General features: G+C 72.7%; 18 protein-coding genes. 7 read left to right on the forward strand and 11 right to left on the reverse strand.

Translation table 11 applies throughout. The features are described from left to right. Positions 1–4: 4 nt before the first annotated feature. Genes ABZW11_RS17645 through ABZW11_RS17655 form a run of 3 tightly spaced genes read right to left on the reverse strand, consistent with a single transcriptional unit; the run spans position 5 to position 2,797 of the window. A complete protein-coding gene (locus tag ABZW11_RS17645; protein ID WP_355418149.1) occupies positions 5–922 on the reverse strand; it encodes a sugar phosphate isomerase/epimerase in 918 nt (305 codons plus the stop codon). A 5-nt stretch (positions 923–927) separates the two neighbouring features. Further along, a complete protein-coding gene (locus tag ABZW11_RS17650) occupies positions 928–1,686 on the reverse strand; it encodes a phytanoyl-CoA dioxygenase family protein (protein ID WP_355418152.1) in 759 nt (252 codons plus the stop codon). Between the two features lie 37 nt (positions 1,687–1,723). Beyond that, complete coding sequence (locus ABZW11_RS17655) at positions 1,724–2,797, reverse strand: Gfo/Idh/MocA family oxidoreductase (protein ID WP_355418155.1); 1,074 nt, start codon at positions 2,795–2,797, stop codon at positions 1,724–1,726. A 128-nt stretch (positions 2,798–2,925) separates the two neighbouring features. On the opposite strand from ABZW11_RS17655, the gene ABZW11_RS17660 reads away from it, so the two are divergent. Then, positions 2,926–3,573 (forward strand): helix-turn-helix domain-containing protein, encoded by a 648-nt coding sequence (locus ABZW11_RS17660; RefSeq protein ID WP_355418158.1) that lies wholly within the window; start codon positions 2,926–2,928, stop codon positions 3,571–3,573. Here the strand turns inward: ABZW11_RS17660 and ABZW11_RS17665 are convergent. The 3 genes from ABZW11_RS17665 to ABZW11_RS17675 all read right to left on the reverse strand — a co-directional run bounded on the left by ABZW11_RS17665 (position 3,551) and on the right by ABZW11_RS17675 (position 8,125). Further along, positions 3,551–5,254 (reverse strand): ABC transporter ATP-binding protein, encoded by a 1,704-nt coding sequence (locus tag ABZW11_RS17665; RefSeq protein ID WP_355418161.1) that lies wholly within the window; start codon positions 5,252–5,254, stop codon positions 3,551–3,553. The genes ABZW11_RS17660 and ABZW11_RS17665 overlap by 23 nt on opposite strands. Then, the gene (locus ABZW11_RS17670) at positions 5,251–7,050 is read right to left on the reverse strand and encodes an ABC transporter ATP-binding protein (RefSeq protein WP_355418164.1); all 1,800 of its coding nucleotides are present in this window, start codon (positions 7,048–7,050) and stop codon (positions 5,251–5,253) included. Before ABZW11_RS17670 ends, ABZW11_RS17665 begins: the two co-directional genes overlap by 4 nt. 118 nt (positions 7,051–7,168) lie before the next feature. Then, a complete protein-coding gene (locus ABZW11_RS17675) occupies positions 7,169–8,125 on the reverse strand; it encodes a helix-turn-helix domain-containing protein (protein WP_355418167.1) in 957 nt (318 codons plus the stop codon). Between the two features lie 84 nt (positions 8,126–8,209). Between ABZW11_RS17675 and ABZW11_RS17680 the strand changes: the two genes are divergently transcribed. After that, on the forward strand, positions 8,210–9,091 hold the full coding sequence (locus tag ABZW11_RS17680; protein ID WP_355418170.1) for a hypothetical protein: 882 nt from the start codon (positions 8,210–8,212) through the stop codon (positions 9,089–9,091). Positions 9,092–9,464: 373 nt separating this feature from the next. Then, complete coding sequence (locus ABZW11_RS17685) at positions 9,465–9,917, forward strand: hypothetical protein (RefSeq protein ID WP_355418173.1); 453 nt, start codon at positions 9,465–9,467, stop codon at positions 9,915–9,917. 124 nt (positions 9,918–10,041) lie between these two features. On the opposite strand, the gene ABZW11_RS17690 is transcribed toward ABZW11_RS17685, so the two are convergent. Together ABZW11_RS17690 and ABZW11_RS17695 are read right to left on the reverse strand one after the other, a co-directional pair. Beyond that, the gene (locus ABZW11_RS17690) at positions 10,042–10,449 is read right to left on the reverse strand and encodes a hypothetical protein (protein ID WP_355418176.1); all 408 of its coding nucleotides are present in this window, start codon (positions 10,447–10,449) and stop codon (positions 10,042–10,044) included. A 353-nt stretch (positions 10,450–10,802) separates the two neighbouring features. Continuing rightward, positions 10,803–11,843, reverse strand: coding sequence for a hypothetical protein (locus ABZW11_RS17695; protein WP_355418179.1), 1,041 nt, complete (start codon positions 11,841–11,843; stop codon positions 10,803–10,805). A 172-nt stretch (positions 11,844–12,015) separates the two neighbouring features. On the opposite strand from ABZW11_RS17695, the gene ABZW11_RS17700 reads away from it, so the two are divergent. Further along, complete coding sequence (locus ABZW11_RS17700; protein WP_355418182.1) at positions 12,016–12,315, forward strand: DUF6355 family natural product biosynthesis protein; 300 nt, start codon at positions 12,016–12,018, stop codon at positions 12,313–12,315. A gap of 152 nt (positions 12,316–12,467) precedes the next feature. Here the strand turns inward: ABZW11_RS17700 and ABZW11_RS17705 are convergent, their stop codons facing one another. Together ABZW11_RS17705 and ABZW11_RS17710 are read right to left on the reverse strand one after the other, a co-directional pair. Further along, complete coding sequence (locus ABZW11_RS17705; protein WP_355418185.1) at positions 12,468–13,691, reverse strand: site-2 protease family protein; 1,224 nt, start codon at positions 13,689–13,691, stop codon at positions 12,468–12,470. A 131-nt stretch (positions 13,692–13,822) separates the two neighbouring features. Further along, entirely contained in the window at positions 13,823–15,541 is a 1,719-nt protein-coding gene (locus tag ABZW11_RS17710; RefSeq protein ID WP_355418188.1) for a ubiquinol-cytochrome c reductase cytochrome b subunit, read from the reverse strand. A 233-nt stretch (positions 15,542–15,774) separates the two neighbouring features. Here ABZW11_RS17710 and ABZW11_RS17715 point away from each other — a divergent pair, with 233 nt between their 5' ends. The 3 genes from ABZW11_RS17715 to ABZW11_RS17725 all read left to right on the forward strand — a co-directional run bounded on the left by ABZW11_RS17715 (position 15,775) and on the right by ABZW11_RS17725 (position 18,372). Beyond that, the gene (locus ABZW11_RS17715) at positions 15,775–16,233 is read left to right on the forward strand and encodes a hypothetical protein (RefSeq protein ID WP_355418191.1); all 459 of its coding nucleotides are present in this window, start codon (positions 15,775–15,777) and stop codon (positions 16,231–16,233) included. Positions 16,234–16,296: 63 nt separating this feature from the next. Then, positions 16,297–17,487, forward strand: coding sequence for a zinc-dependent alcohol dehydrogenase (locus ABZW11_RS17720; protein WP_355418194.1), 1,191 nt, complete (start codon positions 16,297–16,299; stop codon positions 17,485–17,487). A 63-nt stretch (positions 17,488–17,550) separates the two neighbouring features. Then, a complete protein-coding gene (locus tag ABZW11_RS17725; protein ID WP_355418197.1) occupies positions 17,551–18,372 on the forward strand; it encodes a DUF817 domain-containing protein in 822 nt (273 codons plus the stop codon). A 4-nt stretch (positions 18,373–18,376) separates the two neighbouring features. On the opposite strand, the gene ABZW11_RS17730 is transcribed toward ABZW11_RS17725, so the two are convergent. Continuing rightward, entirely contained in the window at positions 18,377–19,828 is a 1,452-nt protein-coding gene (locus ABZW11_RS17730; RefSeq protein ID WP_355418200.1) for a serine/threonine-protein kinase, read from the reverse strand. Between the last annotated feature and the right edge of the window lie 93 nt (positions 19,829–19,921).

The following is a 19,921-nucleotide window of genomic DNA, read 5'->3' on the forward strand; positions in this document are numbered from 1 at the left end:
CCTCCTAGACGTTGACGTGCGGGTCGAGGGTGCGCTGCGCGATGGTCAGGCCCTGGCGGACCCGCTCGGGGCTGCCGCTCCAGACCGGGTCCTCGTGCTCGACGGAGACGGCGCCTTCGTACCCGTGCTGACGCAGCGCGTCGATCAGGCGCCGCCAGTCCACCTCGCCGAGCCCGGGGATGCGGTAGCGCCACCAGCCGCTCTCCCAGGGCCGCCGGTCGAGCACCCGGCCGAAGACGCCGTACCTGTCGCGGGCGGCGGCGTGCACCTCGACGTCCTTGGCCTGCACGTGCAGGATCCTGTCCGCGTGCGCTTCCAGCGCGGCCAGCGGGTCGATGCCGAGCCAGACCAGGTGCGAGGGGTCGTAGTTGAGCCACAGGCCGAGCTCGGCCAGCCAGCCCCACAGCTCGGGCGAGTAGGCGAGGTTGGCCGGGTAGCCGTCGGGGTGCCAGCCCTCCATCGGGCAGTTCTCGATGACGAGCCGGACGCCCCTGGCCGCGGCGTACTCGACCAGCGGCGGCAGCACCCGCTCGGCGAGCCGCAGGTTCTCCGCCACGGTCAGCGTCACGTCGCGGCCCACGAAGGTGCCGACCAGCCCCGCGCCGAGCAGCTGCGCGGCGTCTACGCAGCGGCGCAGGTGCTCGTGCGTCGCCTCCCTGACCTTGAGGTCGGCGTGCAGGTTGTTCTCGTAGTACGCGACCGCCGACACGCTCAGGCCGTGCCGGTCGAGCATCGCGCTCACCCGGGCGGCGTCGTCCTTCCCGAACGACTCGACGTCCAGGTGACCGGCCTCCCAGTCGCGGCCGGGCCGGTCGGGCCAGGCGGCGATCTCCAGCGCGGCGTAGCCGTGGCCGCCGGCCCAGCGGGCGACGTCCTCCAGCGGCTCGCCCGGCAGGCAGGCGGTCAGCAGCCCCAGTCTCATCCGGCTCACCGGCCGGCCGGGACGTTGGCGTAGTCGTTGCCGGCCAGGTCACGTCCCCTGGCCAGCCAGATCTTCCAGCCCTCGTTCTGCGGGACGTCCTGCATCCTCACCGAGCTCGGGAAGTAGCGCATGGTGTAGCCGGTGCGGCGGGTGGCGCTGGTGTTGGCGCGGGCGCCGTGCACGATGCGGCCGTCGTGCATGGAGAACTCGCCGCGCTTCAGCTCGAAGGAGACGGCCTTCGACTCGTCCACGCCCGACAGCTCGGCGTGGAAGGTCTGCTCGGTCATGTCGGTCGGCCGGTAGCCGTCGGAGAAGCCGCCGTTGAGGTGCGAGCCGGGGATGACGCGCATGCAGCCGTTCTCCTTGAACGAGCCCTCCTCCAGCGCCAGCCAGATCGTGACGATGCTGTCGTACTTATCGAAACGGCCCTCCCAGAACGCGCTGTCCTCGTGCCAGGGGGTCGCCCGGCCGGTGAAGGGGTCCTTCGAGATGAAGTGGCTCGACCACAGCGCGATGTCGGGTCCGATGAGCGGTTCTATCCAGTCGAGCACCTCGTCGGAGAGCAGGAAGTCCAGCAGCCGGTCGTCGCGGTAGTGCGGGGTGTCGAGCTCGTCGGAGAGCTTGTCGCCCTTGGCGCTCAGGTGCTCGTTGAAGATCAGTTCGAGCCGGGCCAGGCGCTCCTCGGTGAGCAGCTGCCGGCGGGGCAGCAGGTAGCCGTTCGCGCGGAAGAAGGCGACGTCGGCGTCGGTCAGGGTCTCGGTCATCGCGGTGGCGCCTTTCCTGGGGGTTCCAGTTATGGGGTCAGCTCTTGTCCAGGGCCCGGATGATGTCGATGAAGAGCTCCATGTCCTGCAGGTAGTCCTCGGGGGTCGTCTTCGGCGTCGCGCCGGCGGTGACGACCTCGTGGAAGTACTCGAGCTCATAGGTGTAGGGGTCCTTGAGGTGCGGGCGGCGCACCGAGCGCTCGTAGGAGTCGCCGTCGGTCAGCTCCAGATGCAGCGTCGTCGGGAAGTGCCGCACGTACGGGGTGTCGTAGCGCACCTTCATCGTGCCGCTCGCGCCGTACACCTCGATGTAGGTGTCGTAGCGCAGCTGCTGGTCCACGCCCGTCTCGTACGTGACGACGAAGTCGCCGTAGTCGAGCAGGGCGACGACGTAGCCGCCGCTGCGCCACATCTTGGCCGCCGAGACCTCCTCGGGGCGGCCGAGCAGCTCGCGCATGGCCGACAGGTCATGGCTGCCGAGGCCGCACAGCAGCCCGTACGTCCACTCCAGCTCCTGCGGGACGTCCCCGATCGCCTCCTTCACCAGCGCGGACCTGCGCGCCCACTTGTCGTCGATCGCCTCCTGGGGGACGTCGTCCGGGCGGTCGACGTAGGAGGTCTGGTCGACGATGAGCCGGTTCTCGCCGATCACGTCGTGCACCCGGGCGTAGCGGATCGGGCCCAGCTCGGGCAGCCGCTCGACCGCCTCGGTGAACGCCGGGGCGAAGCGCCGCATGTAGGCGACCATCACGGTCCTGCCCGACCGGTCGCGGGCGGCGATGACGTCCTGGGCCTCGCGGGGGCTGAGGCACATCGGCTTCTCGACGAGCACGTCGAGGCCCGCGTCGAGCGCCGCGATCGTGCAGTCGGCGTGGTATTCGTCGCTGTTCAGCACGATCACGCAGTCGAGGCCGCCGGCGGCGATCATCTCCCGGTAGTCGGTGTGGCGGCGCCCGACCCGGTGGCGTTCGCCCATCCGCTCCAGCAGGCCGGGCGAGATGTCGCAGATCGCGGCGAGCTCGTAGCGGTCGGGCAGCGATTCGAGGACGGGCAGGTGGATGACCTGGGCGACCTCGCCCAGCCCGATGACGCCGACGCGCAGCTTGCTCAACTCTTCGCCTTTCGGTGGTGGTGTCCCCCAGCGATGCAAATCGGTTTGCAGAGCCACGGTAAAGGGACGCACACCGTCGGGTCAACGCCCGTGCGACGGGCGGGACGGCCCCCCATAGGCTGGTGACCATGGCACAGGACCGCGCGAAGGGCGTCGGCCGCCCGCCGCGCCTCACTCTCGAGGCGATCCTGGCGGCGGCCGACCGCATCCTGCGCTCGGAGGGCCCGGAGAAGCTGTCGATGCGCCGGCTGGCCCAGGAGCTGGGCAGCGCGCCGATGACGCTCTACTACCACGTACGCGACAAGGACGAGCTGCTGCTGCTCCTGATGGAGGAGCAGGCCAAGGCCCTGCCCCGCCCCGAGCTGCCGGAGGATCCGCGCGAGCGGCTGCTGGCGGTGGCGGCCCTGCTGTACGAGGAGCTCGCCGAGCGGCTGTGGATCGTCGAGGTGCTGGCGGGCGGCGACCTCATCGCGCCCTCCGCGCTGTGGTTCGTCGAGGAGATGATCGACGCCGCCGTCGCGTGCGGCAACCCGCCGGAGCGCGCGCTGTTCGTCTACCGGTCCATCTGGTTCTACATCGTCGGTGACCTGACGATCCGGGTGAAGGGCGCGCGCCGCCGGGCCGGCGTCCCCGCCTACGAGGACAGGGTGGTCGCCGGGATGCGCGGCGGCACGCACCCGAGGCTGGCGGCGCTGGCCGGGCGCTGGGCCGAGCTCAACGCCCGCGACACGCACCGGGAGGCGCTGGCGGCGCTCATCGACGGTCTGCTGCGCTGACCGCCCAGAACGCGGCGTACCGGCCGCCCAGGCGCACCAGCTCGTCGTGACCGCCTTCCTCCGCCACCCGGCCACCGTCGAGGACCACGATGCGGTCGGCCCGCCGGACCGTCCGCATGCGGTGCGCGACCATCACCACCGTGCGGCCCGCCATCAGCCGCTCGATGCCCGCGTGCACGGCGGCCTCGCTGACCGGGTCGAGCGCGGAGGTCACCTCGTCGAGCAGCACGATGGGGGCGTCCTTGAGCAGCGCCCGCGCGATCGAGACGCGCTGGCGCTCGCCGCCGGACAGCAGCGCGCCGCCCTCGCCGACGTGCGCCGACCACCCCCCGGGCAGGCGTTCGACGACCTCGTCCAGCCGGGCCGCCCGCGCCGCGGCCCTGACCTCGGCGTCGGTGGCGCCGGGGCGGCCGAGCCTGACGTTCTCCTCGATGGTGCCGTCGAAGAGGTAGACGTCCTGGAAGACGATGGCGACGCGGGACATGAGGGCCTCGGCGCCGATGTCGCGCACGTCCACGCCGCCGACCCTCACGGCGCCCGCGTCCACGTCGTAGAAGCGGGCGAGCAGGTGCAGCAGCGTGCTCTTGCCCGCGCCCGACGGCCCGACCACGGCGAGCCGCTCGCCCTGCGCCACGGTCAGCGACACGCCGTCCAGCACCGTGCGGTCGCCGTGCCGGAAGGTGACCGCGTCGAGCTCCAGGTCATGCCGGTCGGGGAGGACCGGCGTCGCGGGCTCGGGGAGCGGCTCGGTGCGCAGCACGGCGTCAAGCCGGTCCAGCTCGGCGCGCGCGGCGCGCAGCTTGCCCCCGATCTCCGACAGCGACAGCAGCGGGTCGGCGCAGCGGGCCGCGAGCACCAGGATCGCCAGCAGCTCGGCGGCGCCGATGCTCCCGCCCAGCGCCAGGTAGGCGCCGAGTGCCAGCAGCGCGGTGAAGACCACCTGCACGGTGAGCGTCAGGCCCACGGCGGCGGGCACCGTGGCCAGCACCGTGGCGCGGGAGGCCCGCCGCACGCCCCCCAGCGCGTCGTCGAGCAGCGCGAACCGCTCACCGCTCCGGCCGCCCGCCCGCAGCACGGGCTGGGCCTGGAGGAACTCGATGACCCGGCCGGTGGCCTCCTTGCCGCGCTCATGCCGGTCGGCGTCGGCGGCCGCCGTCGCGCGGGCGGCCCGGGCCTGCACCACCGCGACGGCGGGCCCCGCGGCCAGCGCGGCCAGGCCCATCCGCCAGTCGTACGCGGTCATCACGGCCACGATCGTCAGCGGCGTCACCAGCGCGGAGACGAACGGCCCCAGCAGGTGCGCGGCCACGCCCATCGCCTGGAGCAGGCCGCGGCCCGCCATGACGGAGACCTCTCCGACGCGGGTGGTGTCGTACCAGCCGATGGGCAGCCTGGCCAGGTGCTCCCCGAGGCGGTGGTACATGCCGCGCAGCAGGGTGGTGCCGACGCGCATGCCGGACAGGTCGGCGGCGTAGCGCAGCACGGCGTACCCGGCCACCGCCGCGCCGAACGCGACCAGCCAGGCCGTGGCCGGCTCGCCTCCGAGCAGCGCCCGCAGGACGGGGACGAGCAGCGCGTACGCCAGGCCCTCCGCGACGGCGGCCACCGTCATCAGGGCCAGGGTGCGGCGCATCGGGCGGGCGTAGGCGTCGCCCAGCACCCGCAGCAGCGTGGTGATCATCGCAGCTCCTCCTCTTGGCGCGTGGGATTCTGGGCGTGCCAGAAGGCGGCGAACCTGCCGCCGCGCTCCAGCAGCTCGGCGGGCGCTCCCCGCTCGGCGATCACGCCGTCCTCCAGCAGGACGACGGTGTCGGCGCCGGCCACGGTCTCCTGGCGGTGGGCGATGACCAGGATCGTCCTGTCGCCGCCGAGGCCGGCGAGCGCGCGGCGCACCGCCTGCTCGGTCTGCGGGTCGGCGAAGGAGGTGGCCTCGTCGAGCACCAGGACGGGCGCGTCGGCCAGCAGCGCGCGGGCGAGCGCGACGCGCTGCGCCTCGCCGCCCGACAGCCGCGCCTCCTCGCCGATCACGGTGTCGTAGCCGCGCGGCAGCTCCATGACCCGGTCGTGGATGCCGGCCAGCCGGGCGGCGCGGACGACGGCGTCGCGGCTCGCGTACGGCACCGCGAGCGCGATGTTGTCGGCGACCGGCGCGCGCAGCAGCCGCACGTCCTGGAAGACGAACGCGACCCGCCGGTAGAGCTCGTCCGCGCCGATGTCGCGCAGGTCGGCGCCGCCCAGCAGGACCGCGCCGTGCTCCGGGTCGAAGAACCGCGGCAGCAGCCGGACCAGCGTGGACTTCCCGCCGCCCGACGGGCCCACCACGGCGGTCGTGGTGCCGGGCTCCAGCACCAGGTCGACGCCGCGCAGCACCTCGTGGCCCGGCTCGTAGCCGAAGCGCACGCCGCGCAGCTCCACCCGGTGCCCGTGCGGCGTGACGGGGGTGGCGGGCTCGGGCAGGGGGCGTACTGCGAGCACGTCCTTGATCCGGCCGAGCGCGCGGCCCGCGGCGGTCAGGTCGTCGAAGCCGTGGCCGAGCGCCGCCACAGGAGCGGTCAGCCCCAGCCCGAGCAGCAGGAACGGCAGCAGGTCGGCCGGGGCCAGGCCGCCCCCTGAGATGAGCGCGGCGCCGCCGGTCAGCACGACCAGCAGCACGAACGGCGGCGACAGCGCGAGCTGCATCCCGGCGGCGACCAGCGACATGCCGCGCACCCAGCGCACGAAGGTGGCGATGAAGTCGTCCACGGCCACGAGGAACGCGCGGTGGGCGCGCCCCGACCCGCCGAACGCCTTCACCACCGCGATCCCCTGCACGAACTCGACCACGGAGCCCGCGATGCGCCCCATCGCCGCGTCGTACTCCTCCTGCTCGCGCGCTCTGGCGGGCAGCATGAGCAGCGGCACCAGCGCGAGGGCGAGCACGACCGGGATCAGCGTGACGAGCGTGAGCCGCCAGTCGATCGTGAGCAGGTAGACCAGCGACGCGGCCGGCACCACGAACGCCGCCACCAGCTCGCCCGGGGCGTGGGCGATGAGCGGGTGCACGGCGCTGACGTCCTCGCCTGCGACCTTGGCCAGCTCGCCGGTGCTGCGGCGGGACAGCCAGCCGATCGGCGCCCGGCCGAGCCGCGCGGCGAGCCTCCGGCGCAGCGCGAGCTGCACGTCGGCGTCGAGGACGTGCCCGAGCCCCGACGAGGCGGCGGTGCACACGAGCCGGGCCAGCAGTCCGGCGGCGCCCGCGATCACGACCGTCCGCACGTGGCCGGGGTCGGCCGGGCCGGGCGCGAGCAGGGTGCGGCCCAGCTCGACGACCGCGAGCAGCGGCGCCAGACCGGCCAGCGCGCCGGCGATCTGGAGGGTCACGACGGCGGCGAAGGCCGGGAGGTGCGGGCGCAGCAGAGTGGTCATGCTCGTGTCGTCCGCGGGGTCACGGACGCGTTCGCGCCGCGTCGTCGGCGGCGCGGAGTCGATGGCGGTCATCGCGCTCCCTTTCAATTTTCGTACGCGTACGAATAAGGGTACGCGAGGAGGGCCGCCGACGCGCGGGCCGCGGGAAAACGGCCGTCCGCGCAGGAAGGAGCCGGGGCGGCCGCCGGCATCAGGAAATGCGGCGGAAGGCGCGGCGGTAGGCGGCGGGTGTGATGCCGCGGCGGGCGGCGAAGTGGTGCCGCAGGGTGTCGGCGCCGCCGAACCCGGCCCGCGCCGCCACCGCGTCCACGCTCAGGTCGGTGGTCTCCAGCAGCTCTTCGGCGAGCTGCAAGCGATGCTCCAGCAGCCAGCGGTGCGGCGTGGTGCCGGTCAGTGCCTTGAACCGGCGGGCGAACGTCCGCGGCGACATGGCGGCGCGCGCCGCGAGCGCGTCCACGGTGAGCGGCTCGTCGAGGTGCCGCAGCATCCAGTCGAGCAGCTCCGACAGCTCGTACGGCGTGCGCGGCGGCGGCATGGGCGCCTCGACGTACTGGGCCTGGCCGCCGGAGCGGTGCGCGGGCACCACGAGGCGCCTGGCCAGGGCGTTGGCCGTGGCGGCGCCGTACTCCGTCCTCATGAGGTGCAGGCAGGCGTCGATCCCGGCCGCCGCCCCCGCGCTGCTGAGCACGGGGCCGTCGGAGACGTACAGGATGTCCGGCTCGACCTGGACGCGCGGGTAGGTGCGGGCGAGCAGCCCGGCGAACTGCCAGTGCGTGGTGGCCCGCCGCCCGTCGAGCAGCCCCGCGGCGGCGGCGAGGAAGGCGCCGGTGCAGACGGTCAGCACCCGCGCGCCGCGGTCCGCCGCCGCGCGCAGGGCGTCCAGCAGCGGCTCCGGCACGGGTGCGGTGAGCGCCGGCCAGGCGGGCACGGTCACCAGGTCGGCGCGGGCGACGCGATCGAGCCCGTGCTCGACCCGCACGGCGAACCCCGACGTCGTCGGGACCATGCCGGGCTCCGGCGCGCAGAGCGCGAAGTCGTGGACGGGCAGCCCGTCGCCGGCGCGGTCGAGGCCGAACACCTGGCAGACGATCCCCAGCTCGAACGTGGCGGCCACGTCTCCGACCACGGCGACGACATCCCGGATCACGCCTCGAAGTATGGCAGGAAATTCCGGTATATGGGCGTTTCTGCCACTCCCCTGCCGCCCCTGTTCTTCGCGACCCTGAGGACCATGACCATCACCACCCACCCGCCCTTCCCCCTGCCCGGCCAGGGCCGCTCCGAGATAGCCGTCCCCGCGCCGGGTCCAGGGCCGCAGCGCTGGGCCGGCGCGCCGAGCGCCGCGCTGGACGACGACGGCACGTACGTGCTCGCCTACCGCGTCCGCGACGGCGAGGACCACAACGTCATCGCCCGCTCCGCCGACGGCGAGCGCTTCACCACGGTCGCGCTGCTGCCCCGCGACCGGTTCCGCGCGGCCATGGTGGAGCGCCCCGCCCTGGTCCGCACGCCGTCGGGCCGCTGGCGCCTGTACGTCAGCTGCGCCACCCCTGGGACCAAGCACTGGTGGATCGGCGTGCTGGAGGCCGCCGCACCCGAGGACCTGGCGACGGCCGGCGTGCGCACGGTCTTCGCGGGCGACCCGCGCACCGGCGTCAAGGACCCGGTCATCCGCCACGACGGCCGGACCTGGCGGGCGTGGCTCTGCTGCCACCCGCTGGACCTGCCGGGCGCCGAGGACCGCATGAGCACCGCGTACGCGACCAGCCAGGACGGCCTGACCTGGCGCCGGCACGGCACGGTCCTGACCGGCCGCCCAGGCGCCTGGGACGCCCGCGGCGCCCGCCTGACGAGCGTGCTGCCGGACGGCCGTGCCTGCTATGACGGTCGCGCCTCGGCCGCCGAGAACTGGCGCGAACGCACGGGCCTGGCCCTGCCCGGCGCATCGGGCCTCCTGACGCCGGTGACCGGCGGCCCCGTCGCGGACGTCCGCTACCTGGAGGTCCTCCCCCTCCCCGACGGCACCCACCGCCTCTTCTACGAGGCCCGCCGCCCGGACGGCAGCCACGACCTGCGCACGGAACTGATCCCGCCGCCGAACCGCCTCTCCTGACGCGCGCCCCCGGCCACCTCCACGGGGGCCGGGGCGTGGACGCACGTCCCTGGCTCGTCCTGACGTCGGCGCTCCCGCCGGTGACAGCGCCGTCCAGAGATTCGGGCTACTGGGAAAGCGTTCTTCATTCACCGGCGACCGCCGGACGATTCCTGAACGACGGGTGAAAATTTCACCGCATCCAACGCATTACGGATGCGCTCGTCGGTCTTCCCGTGCTGATGGCGTACAAAAGGAACGAATTGTGACCAGTGGTGGGACGACCGGAAATAGTGGGCGTGTGGACCGGGGGTCATGGGTGATCGCATAATGCGCCGAGCTTTCCCTCGAAGAGATGAGGTGCGACTTGGCAGCACGTTCCACGGTCCGGCGCGTGGTGAGGGCGATGGCGGTCGCCGTCGCGGCGCTGGCCGCCGCCTTCCTGCCGCTCTCCCCCGCGCACGCGGCGTACGGGCCCGACCAGCCCGTCTACATCCAGCTGAACGCGACCGATCCCAGCAACACCGGGCTGGCCCGGCTGGAGGGCACGATCGCGTTCGACGACGGGGACACGATGTTCCGCTACGCGGTGCGGCTGTGCTGGCTGCATGCCTATCCCGCGCCCAACCTGCGGATGTACGTCAACGGCAGCACCCAGATCTGGCCGGTGTCGACCGGGACGACGTCCACGCCAGGCTGCCAGATGACCACCCTGTACGCCGCCGAGGTCGCCCACGGCGCCGCCGTCGCCAACGTGCGCTTCGAGGTGACCGGTGGCTGGTTCTACCCGGGCAACCAGTACAACACCCGTACCAAGTCGTACACGTCGGACAACCCGTTCACGTGATGCCGCGACAGGGCCGCGGCGCGGGCGGCCGGGGACGGGTCCGCGTGGCGCGTGGCGCCCGCGGTCCCGTCGTACCCACCGCTTGCACCGCGGCCCTGTCGTGCGTACGAGCACCGCTCGCGCATTAGCGCAGCTCGTTCGGCCACCACCAGCGGCCGTCGTTCCTCACGGGCTCGTTCTCCTCCATCTCCTCCTCGATCGGCGGCTGCTCTTCTTCCTCGACCTCGGGCTCGACCTGCTGCTGCGGCTTGACCCGCTCGTGGCGGTGGTGGCGCATCTCGTGGTCGCGGCGGTTCTTGTTGTGGTTGCGGTTGTGAATGATCACCCTGATCCGCGGCATGTGGAACCGCGGGTTGTGCAGGATGGGCTTCTCCCTCGGGATGTGGCGCACCTTGGTGACGTGGCGCACCGGCGCCGCCGGGGCGGGCGGGCCGCCGGCCTGAACGGTGTGGAAGCCCGCGCTCGCGGAGGCCACACCCTGGGCCACTGGAAGGAAGATGACGCTGGAGGCGGCGGCGGCCACGGCCAGCATCGCGTACCGTCCGCGACGAGACGCGCGCGCTTGGCGAATGTTGGTATTCACTGCTCTCGTTTCCTTGCCTGGATAAATCGGCCAGAATCCGGCACCCGCACTTTTGTCGGGACACCTAGACGCAAGCAGACGTACCCATGCAGATGTTCTCAGTTACCTCCTTAAACCCAAACAACCCGTCAAAACCCACAGATTGCATTCAATAACAGGACGCTCATCCGGCCCCAGAAGGCGACTGGAAGCGCTTTGTGGAAGGGTGTTCGGGCTGGAACCACCGGCGCGCCGAGGCCACCTGAGCGAGGGGGATCGGGAGCCCGTAAGGGGGTGGAGCCGCCTGGCGTGGGTGGCCTCGTTCAGCGGACGGTCCAGTCCTCCTTGGACGGCGGGTACGCGAACGTCTGGCTGCCGCGCCAGCCCTCGCCCCGGATGCGGTAATCGTGGGCGGCCTCGTCGGCGGTGTGGGCGGGGCCGACGTCCAGGGTGTCGGCCGTGGACCAGCGGCCGCCGACCTGGTGCTGGACGTCGTACCGGAACTCGTTGAAGCCGTCGTTGTGCGAGGCGAACGTGTTCACGACGGTGAGGGAGCGGCGGCCGGCGGTCACCTCGGGGGGAAGGTCCACCACCTGGTCGCGCCACTTGTAGACGTCGTCGCCGAGGAGCGGTGGCCAGGCGCCGGCAGGGAGGCCGTTCACCGTGATGGTGGCCTGCTGGAGGGGGACGCCCACGTCGAGGCGGCGGATCAGCCGCACGCCGGTGTTGGCCGGGGAGACCCGCACCGTGAACCGGCTCCACCCGCCCGGACCGAACGCCCGCCCGTCGTCGGTGACGATGCGGCCGACGACGGTACGGCGCGGCGGCGGATCCACCCGGTGCGGGCCCATGACGACCACCGCGGTCACCCCTGCCGCCACCACCGCCGCCAGCGCAGTGGCCAGCACCATGGCCACGACCGCCTTGGACGGCGCGCCGCGGGAGACATCCCCACCGCCGGAACCGACAGCACCCGCAGCCGCGCCGGCCTCGCCGGGAACCGCGGCGGCCGTCCCGCCACGCGCCGCGTCCTCCGTGGTCACGGGCAACCGCCCCACCCGCACGCGCTCCCAGGCCCGCTCCCACTCCGGCAACCGCTCCTCGGGCACCCGGCAGGCCCGCAAGAAGGCCAGCATCACCGCCTTCTTCGGGAACCGCCGCCCGGCCAGCATGTCGGCGCACGTGGCGCGGGGCAGGCGGGTGCCGCCCAGCTTGCCGGCCCGCGACTCCAGCTCCCGCAGCGACGCGTCGGCCCGCGCGAACTCCTCGGCCAGCAGCCTCACCAGCTCCTCGTGCGAGGTCACCGCCGCCGGCGCGTCGAAGTCGCCGCGACGCTCCCTGCCACCTTGCAGATCCGCGCTCATCGCCCCTCTGTCTCGTCCGCCAATACTTGCGCAAAGTTTACGACCCATCACTCTCCGCGTCCGAGTCTGGCCGAATCCGTCCGGGGTCCTGTTGGACACCTCGCCGCCACGGCTTCACTGACGGTCGTCTCCCGCCGCCCGGCGGGAGCGGGCAGCACGAAGGAGAACCACCATGACCAGGACGAACACCGCGCGACGTATGGCCCTCGCCGCCTCGATCGGCGCGATCCTGCTCGCGGGCGGCACGGCGGCGGTGCCGGCCGGGGCGGCGGCAGCGGCCGCGCGCAACCCGTGCGGGCTGTACCGGGACAACGGCCAGGCGATGTACAAGAACTGCTCGCAGGCCAACGAGAACCTGTTCGTGACCCGCATCCTCTCGTCGAACACCTACCACTGCGTCACGCCGGGCAGCGTCGCCCACCTGGGCGGCTGGAACAACGTCTTCAGGGTCTACCACCGCGGCACCTGCTGACCGGAGACGAGCTCGGGGGCCGGGCCCGGCGCGTGCGGCCACGCGCCGGGCCCGCCCGCATGCACCCCGTTGTTCGACGAACGCGATCCCTTGCCGGCGGAGCACGGCGGCACCCCGCCCGAGAAAGCCGGACGGGGTGCGCAGGGAGGGCGTCAGGTGGCGTCGTGGTGGTGACGGACGCGGGCGTCGTCCTCGCGACGCTGATGCGGCACGGCGACGTCGGCGCCGCGCGGCCCCAGGTACGGATCCGTGGCGCGCAGACCCGCCGTGGCGACCACGCGGCTGATGTCGCTGGGCGAGATCAGGCCGACGAGGTGCCCGTCGGGGTCGAGGACGACGGCACGGCCGTCCGCGCAGCCGTCCATGCGGCCGAGCAGGTCCGTCAGCGGCTCGTCAGGACGCGCCTGGGGCACCTCGTGCGGCGGGCAGGCGATGTCGCCCAGCCGGGTGGCCGCGCGGGCCTCGGGAGGCACCCGGCGGATGCGGTTGAGCGTGACCAGCCCGGTGAACACGCCGAGCCTGTCCACCAGCGGGTACGTCGACAGCCGATGCCGCATGACCACCCGGTCGATCAGCCCCGCCACGGTCTCCTCGGGGTGGGCGGTGACGGGCCTGCCGGACATGACGTCGCCGACGCGCAGCCCGTACAGGGCCTTGCCGAGCTGGGTCTGCTGTTCCTCTGCGGTTGCGGCGTTCACCAGGAACAGGCCGATGAGGGCCAGCCACAGCCCCTGGAACCCGAGCCCGGTGACGACCTGGAGGAAGCCGAGGGCGATGAGCGCGTACCCGAAGACCCGGCCGGCGCGGGCCGCGGCGACGGCCGCCCGCGTACGGTCGCCCCAGCGCGCCCACAGGGCGGCCCGCAGCACCCGCCCGCCGTCGAGCGGCGCGGCCGGGATGAGGTTGAAGATGGCCAGCAGGACGTTCACCCCGGCCAGGTACCAGAAGATGCCGGCCAGCAGCGGCACCCCCGTCACGGCGCCGGCGAGCACCGCGATGACCGCCGACGCCACGCCGACCAGGAAACTCGTCAACGGCCCCACGACCGCGATCTTCAGGTCGGCGCCCGGCGTCCGAGGCTCGCCGCGCAGCTCGGCGACGCCACCGAGCAACCACAGGGTGATCTGCGACACCTCGATGCCGTGGCGGCGCGCGGTCACCGCGTGGGCCAGCTCGTGGGCGAGCAGCGAAGCCATGAACAGGACGGCGGCGACCAGCCCGGCCAGCAGGTAGATCGCCGGAGAGTGGCCGGGGAAGACGACCGGGAACCGCCCGAACGCCAGCCCTGCGACCAGGATGACGACGATGACCAGCACGCTGATGTTGAGCCCGACCCGGACTCCGGCGATGCGGCCAAGAGAAATCGAGGAGCGCATCTTCCCTCCCGCGAGAAGGCTGTCGCCGTCACTTACCCTCAGTCCGCAGCAGGTCACCTGCCCCGCGGTGAGACCCCCGCGCAAAGACGGGGCCCGCGAAGACTGGGCCACCGGGACGTGTCCGGGGAGGACTACCGTTCGGGCGGGCCGGTCCTGGCGGGCGGCGGGCTGTCACGGTCGTCGAGGTCGGTGCCGTGCCCATCCCCGTGCCCATCCCCGGGCCCATCCCCGTGCCCGTCTCCATGAGGACCGTGCCCGTCCCCGTGCCCCTTCCCGTGGCCGGCGTTCAGCCGGATCTTCTCGCCCCCGTACGCCCGGCTCATCTTCACCCTGAGCCGGCCCAGCGGCCCGCGCGCGACCTCGGGCGGCACCCCGTCCCCGTCCGGCGCGGACGGCAGCATCGGGACGGGGGTCTTGCCCTGTACGTGCGCCTCGATGTCGTCCGACGGTTTCGTGTGCACCTCGATGAACTCCCCGTGCGGCAACCGCTGGATGACCCCCGACTCGACGCCGTGCGCGGCCACGGCGGCGTCGGAGCGCTGCAGGCCGAGGCAGATGCGGTAGGTGATCCAGTACGCCAGCGCGGGGGCGATGAAGATGAGCGCGCGCCCGATGTACGTCGTCCAGTTGAGGCTGATGTGGAAGTTGGCGGCGAACAGGTCGTTGGCGCCGAGCAGCCACAGCACCCCGTAGAAGGCGATGGCGGAGATGCCGATGGCGGTGCGGTGCGGGTTGTTGCGGGGCCGGTCGGCGATGTGGTGCTCGCGCCGGTCGCCGGTGACCCATCGTTCCAGGAACGGGAAGAGCACGAGCCCCGTGATGATCAGGCCGAGGGGCACGAGGGCCGGGATGAGGACGCTCAGCGGCAGCGTCCCGCCGGCGGTGCCGAACAGGTTGACCTCCCAGGGCGGCATGAGGCGCAGCGAGCCCTCCAGGAAGCCCATGTACCAGTCGGGCTGGGAACCGGCGGAGATGTCGGCCGGCGTGTAGGGGCCGAACAGCCAGATGGGGTTGATCTGCGCGAACGTCGCCAGCCCGCACACCACCGCGAGCGTGAACAGCAGGTACGCCCCCGACTTGGCCATGAAGGCGGGCAGCAGCGGCGCGCCCACCACGTTCCGCTCCGTACGTCCCTTGCCCGGCATCTGGGTGTGCTTCTGCACCCACATCAGGACGAGGTGGGCGGTGATGAGCGCGAGCAGGATGCCGGGGATGAGCAGGATGTGCAGGGCGTAGAAGCGTTCGATGACCGTCTCGCCGGGATACTCGCCGTTGAAGAGGAAGAACGACAGGTACGTGCCGACCAGCGGGATCGACTGCAGCACGCCCTGCGTGATCCGCAGCCCGGCACCCGACAGCAGGTCGTCGGGCAGCGAGTAGCCGGTCAGGCCCTCGAACAGCGACAGCGTGAACAGGCCGATGCCGATCAGCCAGTTGATCTCGCGCGGCTTGCGGTAGGCGCCGGTGAAGAACACCCGCAGCATGTGGACGACCAGGCTGGCCACGAACAGCAGGGCCGCCCAGTGGTGGATCTGCCGGATCAGCAGGCCGCCGCGCACCTCGAAGCTGATCTCCAGCGTGGACGCGTACGCCTCGGACATCTGCACGCCGAGCAGCGGCGCGTACGGGCCGTCGTAGATGACGTGGCCCATGCTGGGGCGGTACCAGAAGGTGAGGAACGTGCCGGTCAGCAGCAGGATGATGAACGTGTAGAGCGCGATCTCGCCCAGCAGGAACGACCAGTGGTCGGGGAAGATCTTGCGCAGGTTGCGCTTGAGGAAGTTCGCGCCGCCGATGCGGTCGTCAAGGAACCTGGCCGGCCCGCTGATGAACTGCGGCGGTGTCTCCATCGATGGCCTCCCCCATAGCCGCCGCCCCGGCAGGACGATCTCAGGCCCCCGTGATCGCCTGCCCCCACGCTGGAACGCCGGGGCAACTGGTAAGGCGGCTGCCCCCGATCTCCTCCACGAAAACACAAGCCCCAGCAAGGACTTCCCCGCCGAGCGGCGCACCGGCCCTGAGGCCGGGGGCGGGCGAGGCGAATGGCGGTTTGCCCATGGGTGTGACGGGCAGCCGCGCAACCATGAGAACCACATCCACGATCACCGTGCGCACGCGCCGCCACCGCGCCCGCGGCTCGAAGCGGCGGGGGCTGCTCCTGGCGGGCGCGGCCGCGGCGGGGGCGGCCGCGATGGCGGCCAGGCGGGCGTTGCGCAACCGGCACCCCGGGGCCGTCCCCTGGTACGCGGTCACCGTCGCGGTCGACCCCGCCGAGCTGACCGGCAGGGAACGGCCGGACCTGCTCGCCCGGCTGGCCGAGCGGCACGAGGTGCGCATCACGCGGGCGCCGGGCGGCCGGGGCACCGAGATCGCGGTCCGCACCGCCGACGGCGCGACCAGGGAGCAGGTACGGGCGCTCAAGCAGCTCCTGGAGACCGGCGAGGTGCTGGTGGTGGAGGGACAGCCGGAGGGCCGCCGCACCCCGCTCGGCCGCGCCGCCCGCCCGGCGATCCGCCGGCTCACACGAAGGGGAGCCCGGTGACCGCCCGGTGCGCCCGAAGGAAACCCCCAGGAGAACAGCGGAGGCGCGCGCGATGAGCGCGCCGTGCGGACCGAGGAGGAGGGCGTGATGCGGGCGTTGTGCTGGACGGGCGTCAACGAGGTGGCGGTCGAGGACGTGCCGGAGCCCAAGCTGCTCAACCGGCAGGACGCGCTGGTACGGGTGACGGCCAGCTCGGTGTGCGGGTCCGACCTGCACCTGCTGGACGGCTACGTCCCCGCGATGCTGAAGGGCGACGTGCTGGGCCACGAGTTCGTCGGCGAGGTGGTGGAGGTCGGCCAGGACGTACGGCACCGCCGGGTGGGCGAGCGCGTCACCGTGTGCTCGATCCTGGGCTGCGGCCGCTGCCACTACTGCCAGGAGGGCCTGTGGTCGCTGTGCGACAACACGAACCCGAACCCGGGCCTCCAGGAGAAGCTGAACGGCCACTCCAGTGCCGGCATCTTCGGCTACTCCCACGCCATGGGCGGCTTCGCGGGCAGCCACGCCGAGTACGTCCGGGTCCCGTACGCCGACGTCAACGCCTTCCCCGTGCCGGAGAACGTCCCGGACTCGAACGCGGTGTTCGCCTCGGACGCGGTCCCGACGGGATGGATGGGCGCGGACCTGGGCCAGGTCGGCCCCGGTGACGTGGTGGCCGTGTGGGGCTGCGGCGGGGTGGGCCAGATGGCCGCGCTGGCGTCCCTGCGCATGGGCGCCGAGCGGGTGATCGCGATCGACCGCTTCCCCGAGCGGCTCGGCATGGCCGCCGCGCTCGGCGCGGAGCCGCTCGACTACGAGCAGACGGACGTGCTGGACGCGCTCAAGGAGCTGACCGGCGGGCGCGGCCCCGACGTCTGCATCGAGGCGGTCGGCATGGAGAGCCACGGCACCGGCCCCCAGTACGCCTACGACCGCGCCAAGCAGGCGGTGCGCCTGCAGACCGACCGGGGTCTCGCGCTGCGCCAGGCGGTGCAGGCGTGCAGGAAGGGCGGCACGGTGTCGGTGCTCGGCGTGTACGTCGGGATGGTCGACAAGTTCCCGATGGGCGCGCTGATGAACAAGGGCCTGACGATGCGCGGCGCCCAGCAGCACGGCCACCGCTACATCCCGATGATCCTGGAGCGGATGGGCCGGGGCGAGATCGACGCCTCCGCGCTGCTGACGCATCCGATGAGCCTGGACGACGGACCGAAGGGCTACGAGCTGTTCAAGCGGAAGCTGGACGGCTGCGTCCGCGCCGTCTTCCGCCCGTGACCTGCACCGACATTTCACACAATCTCAAGAACTCCGGCGTGGCAGCCGCCATCGGATACAGGCGTGAGACTCTTCGCCACCCAGCTGCTCCGCTTCGCCTGGGCGGAGGCGCGGTCGTGCACGTTCGCGCTCGCCATGTTCGCCGGCCTCGCCGCCTCGTCGGTGCTGCCGCTGCCGATCCCGCGTTACGACGCGCTGCTGCTGTACGCCGTCGCGGTGACCGCGCTGCTGCGCCTGACCCGCTGGGAGACCGGCGCGGAGACCGCCGTCATCGCCGCGTTCCACCTGGTGGGGCTGGCCTTCGAGCTGATCAAGGTGAGGCTCGGCTCGTGGGCCTATCCCGAGGACGCCTACACCAAGATCGGCGGGGTGCCGCTCTACAGCGGGTTCCTCTACGCGGCCGTGGGCAGCTACGTCTGCTCGGCGTGGCGGATCTTCGAGCTGCGGCTGGCGAACTACCGCACGGTGCCGACGACCCTCGTCGCGCTGGCCGTCTACGTCAACTTCGTCAGCCAGCACTACTGGATCGACCTGCGGCTCCCGCTGGCCGCCGCGCTGCTGGTCGTCACGTGGGGCACGGTGGTGCACTTCACGGTGGGCGTACGGCGCTACCAGATGCCGCTGGCGCTGGCCCTGGCCCTCATCGGCTTCTTCCTGTGGGTCGCCGAGAACATCGCCACCTTCCTGGGCGCCTGGCAGTACCCGTACCAGCAGGAGACCTGGCATCTCGTGCACCCGGCGAAGTTCGGGGCGTGGGCGCTGCTGGTCAGCGTCACGTTCGTGATGGTCGCCTCGTGGCAGGCGAGCCGCGGACGGCTGCACCTCGCCGCCTCGCGCGGCCAGGTGAGGGGCTGGGCGGCGCCGGTGCGCCGCGTGCCCTCATGAGCTCCTACAGGCCCTGGGTCAGGGCGACGATCACCGTGATCAGCGCGATCGGGCCGAGGATCGCGGTGTTGACCACGACCGCGCTGCTGCCGGGCAGCACGCGGGCGAGGGCGCCGGAGGCGACGCGGCGCACCCGGCCGGCGCCGGGCAGCGCGAACAGGCCGATCGTGAAGACCCCCGCCGCCAGCGACTCGGCGTGACCGGCGCTCAGCAGGCCGGTCATGTTCAGGAGCGTGCCGGCGACGAGGCCGAACGCCAGCGACAGGAGCAGGTGGCCGACCGCCACGAGCGCGGCCCTGGAGACGTCTTCGCGCTCCTCGTCGAGGAAGTGGCCGGCGACCCGCAGCGCCAGCGACAGCCCGGCCGCGATCAGGCCGACCGCGACCGGCTCGAGCACGGTGAACGCCGCCAGCATGACCAGCACGAGCACGCCGGAGAAGCCGCTGCTCTTCATGAACCTGCGCAGGTCGAACGGCTCGGCGGGCGGCGCGGGGCGCGGCGGCTCGGGCAGGGGGTCCTGCACGGTCTCCGCCGCGGTGGTCGCGGGGTGCCGCTGCTCGTGGACGCTCGTGGCGTACGCGACGGGCGGCAGCAGGTCGGAGACCGCGTCCATGGTGAGCGTACGATCGGCCCGCGAGGCGGGGCGGGAGCTCCCGCCGTCGGGGTCGAGCTCGGCGGCCATGCGGGCCAGCTCGCGCGCGGTGGGCCGGTCGGTGGGGTCGAGGGTCAGCGCCCTGGTCAGCCAGCCGCGCAGCCACGCCGGGGCGTGCTCGGCCTGCCAGCGGCCCTCCATCGTGTTGAAGCAGACGGACTCGAACGTTCCCGTGCCGAACGGCGGCATCCCCGTGGCGGCGAAGAACACCGTTGAGGCGAGCGCGTGCACGTCGGCCGCCTGGGTGACCAGCGACTCGCGGATGATCTCGGGCGCGAGGTAGCCGGGCGTGCCGACGAACATCCCCGTCTGCGTCAGCCTGGCCGCGTCGACCAGGTGCGCGATGCCGAAGTCGATGACCAGCGGCGCGCCGTCGACCATCATGACGTTGGACGGCTTGAGGTCGCGGTGGATCACCCCGGCCGCGTGGATGTCGACCAGCGCCTGGCACAGCCCCTGGGCGAGCCTGACGACGTCGTGCGGGCCCAGCGGGCCGCCGGTCAGCACGGTGTCCTCAAGCGTGCGGCCGTCGGCGAAGCGGGTCACGACGTAGGGCCGGCCCCCGGCCAGCTCGGCGTCGAGCACCTCGGCGACGAAGCGGCTGCGTACCCGCCGCATGGTCTCGACCTCGCGGAAGAGGCGGTCGCGCGCCTTGAGGTCGGCGGCCACGTGCGGGTGCAGCACCTTGATCGCGACGTGCCGTCCCGCCTCGTCGAGACCGAGGTGGGCGACCCCCATGCCGCCCTCGCCGATCTTCCTGAGCACCCGGTAGGGACCGAGTTGTTCCTGCGCCTGCGTGCTCATCCTCGACGTCATCCTCCGTGTTCCCCCGTTGGCCGCTGGTCGTCCGTACCGGACGGGACATTGTCCCGCATCTCCGCCTTTCGCCACGCGTTG

The sequence above is a fragment of the Nonomuraea sp. NPDC004580 genome (assembly GCF_040609855.1).
Taxonomy (GTDB): Bacteria; Actinomycetota; Actinomycetes; order Streptosporangiales; family Streptosporangiaceae; genus Nonomuraea; species Nonomuraea salmonea.

Coding starts and splice junctions, on each gene's coding strand:
- ABZW11_RS17645 (WP_355418149.1), bottom strand. CDS start 922: ATGAGACTGGGGCTGCTGACCGCCTGCCTGCCGGGCGAGCCGCTGGAG.
- ABZW11_RS17650 (WP_355418152.1), bottom strand. CDS start 1,686: ATGACCGAGACCCTGACCGACGCCGACGTCGCCTTCTTCCGCGCGAAC.
- ABZW11_RS17660 (WP_355418158.1), top strand. CDS start 2,926: ATGGCACAGGACCGCGCGAAGGGCGTCGGCCGCCCGCCGCGCCTCACT.
- ABZW11_RS17665 (WP_355418161.1), bottom strand. CDS start 5,254: ATGATCACCACGCTGCTGCGGGTGCTGGGCGACGCCTACGCCCGCCCG.
- ABZW11_RS17670 (WP_355418164.1), bottom strand. CDS start 7,050: ATGACCGCCATCGACTCCGCGCCGCCGACGACGCGGCGCGAACGCGTC.
- ABZW11_RS17680 (WP_355418170.1), top strand. CDS start 8,210: ATGACCATCACCACCCACCCGCCCTTCCCCCTGCCCGGCCAGGGCCGC.
- ABZW11_RS17690 (WP_355418176.1), bottom strand. CDS start 10,449: ATGCTGGCCGTGGCCGCCGCCGCCTCCAGCGTCATCTTCCTTCCAGTG.
- ABZW11_RS17695 (WP_355418179.1), bottom strand. CDS start 11,843: ATGAGCGCGGATCTGCAAGGTGGCAGGGAGCGTCGCGGCGACTTCGAC.
- ABZW11_RS17700 (WP_355418182.1), top strand. CDS start 12,016: ATGACCAGGACGAACACCGCGCGACGTATGGCCCTCGCCGCCTCGATC.
- ABZW11_RS17705 (WP_355418185.1), bottom strand. CDS start 13,691: ATGCGCTCCTCGATTTCTCTTGGCCGCATCGCCGGAGTCCGGGTCGGG.
- ABZW11_RS17710 (WP_355418188.1), bottom strand. CDS start 15,541: ATGGAGACACCGCCGCAGTTCATCAGCGGGCCGGCCAGGTTCCTTGAC.
- ABZW11_RS17715 (WP_355418191.1), top strand. CDS start 15,775: ATGAGAACCACATCCACGATCACCGTGCGCACGCGCCGCCACCGCGCC.
- ABZW11_RS17730 (WP_355418200.1), bottom strand. CDS start 19,828: ATGAGCACGCAGGCGCAGGAACAACTCGGTCCCTACCGGGTGCTCAGG.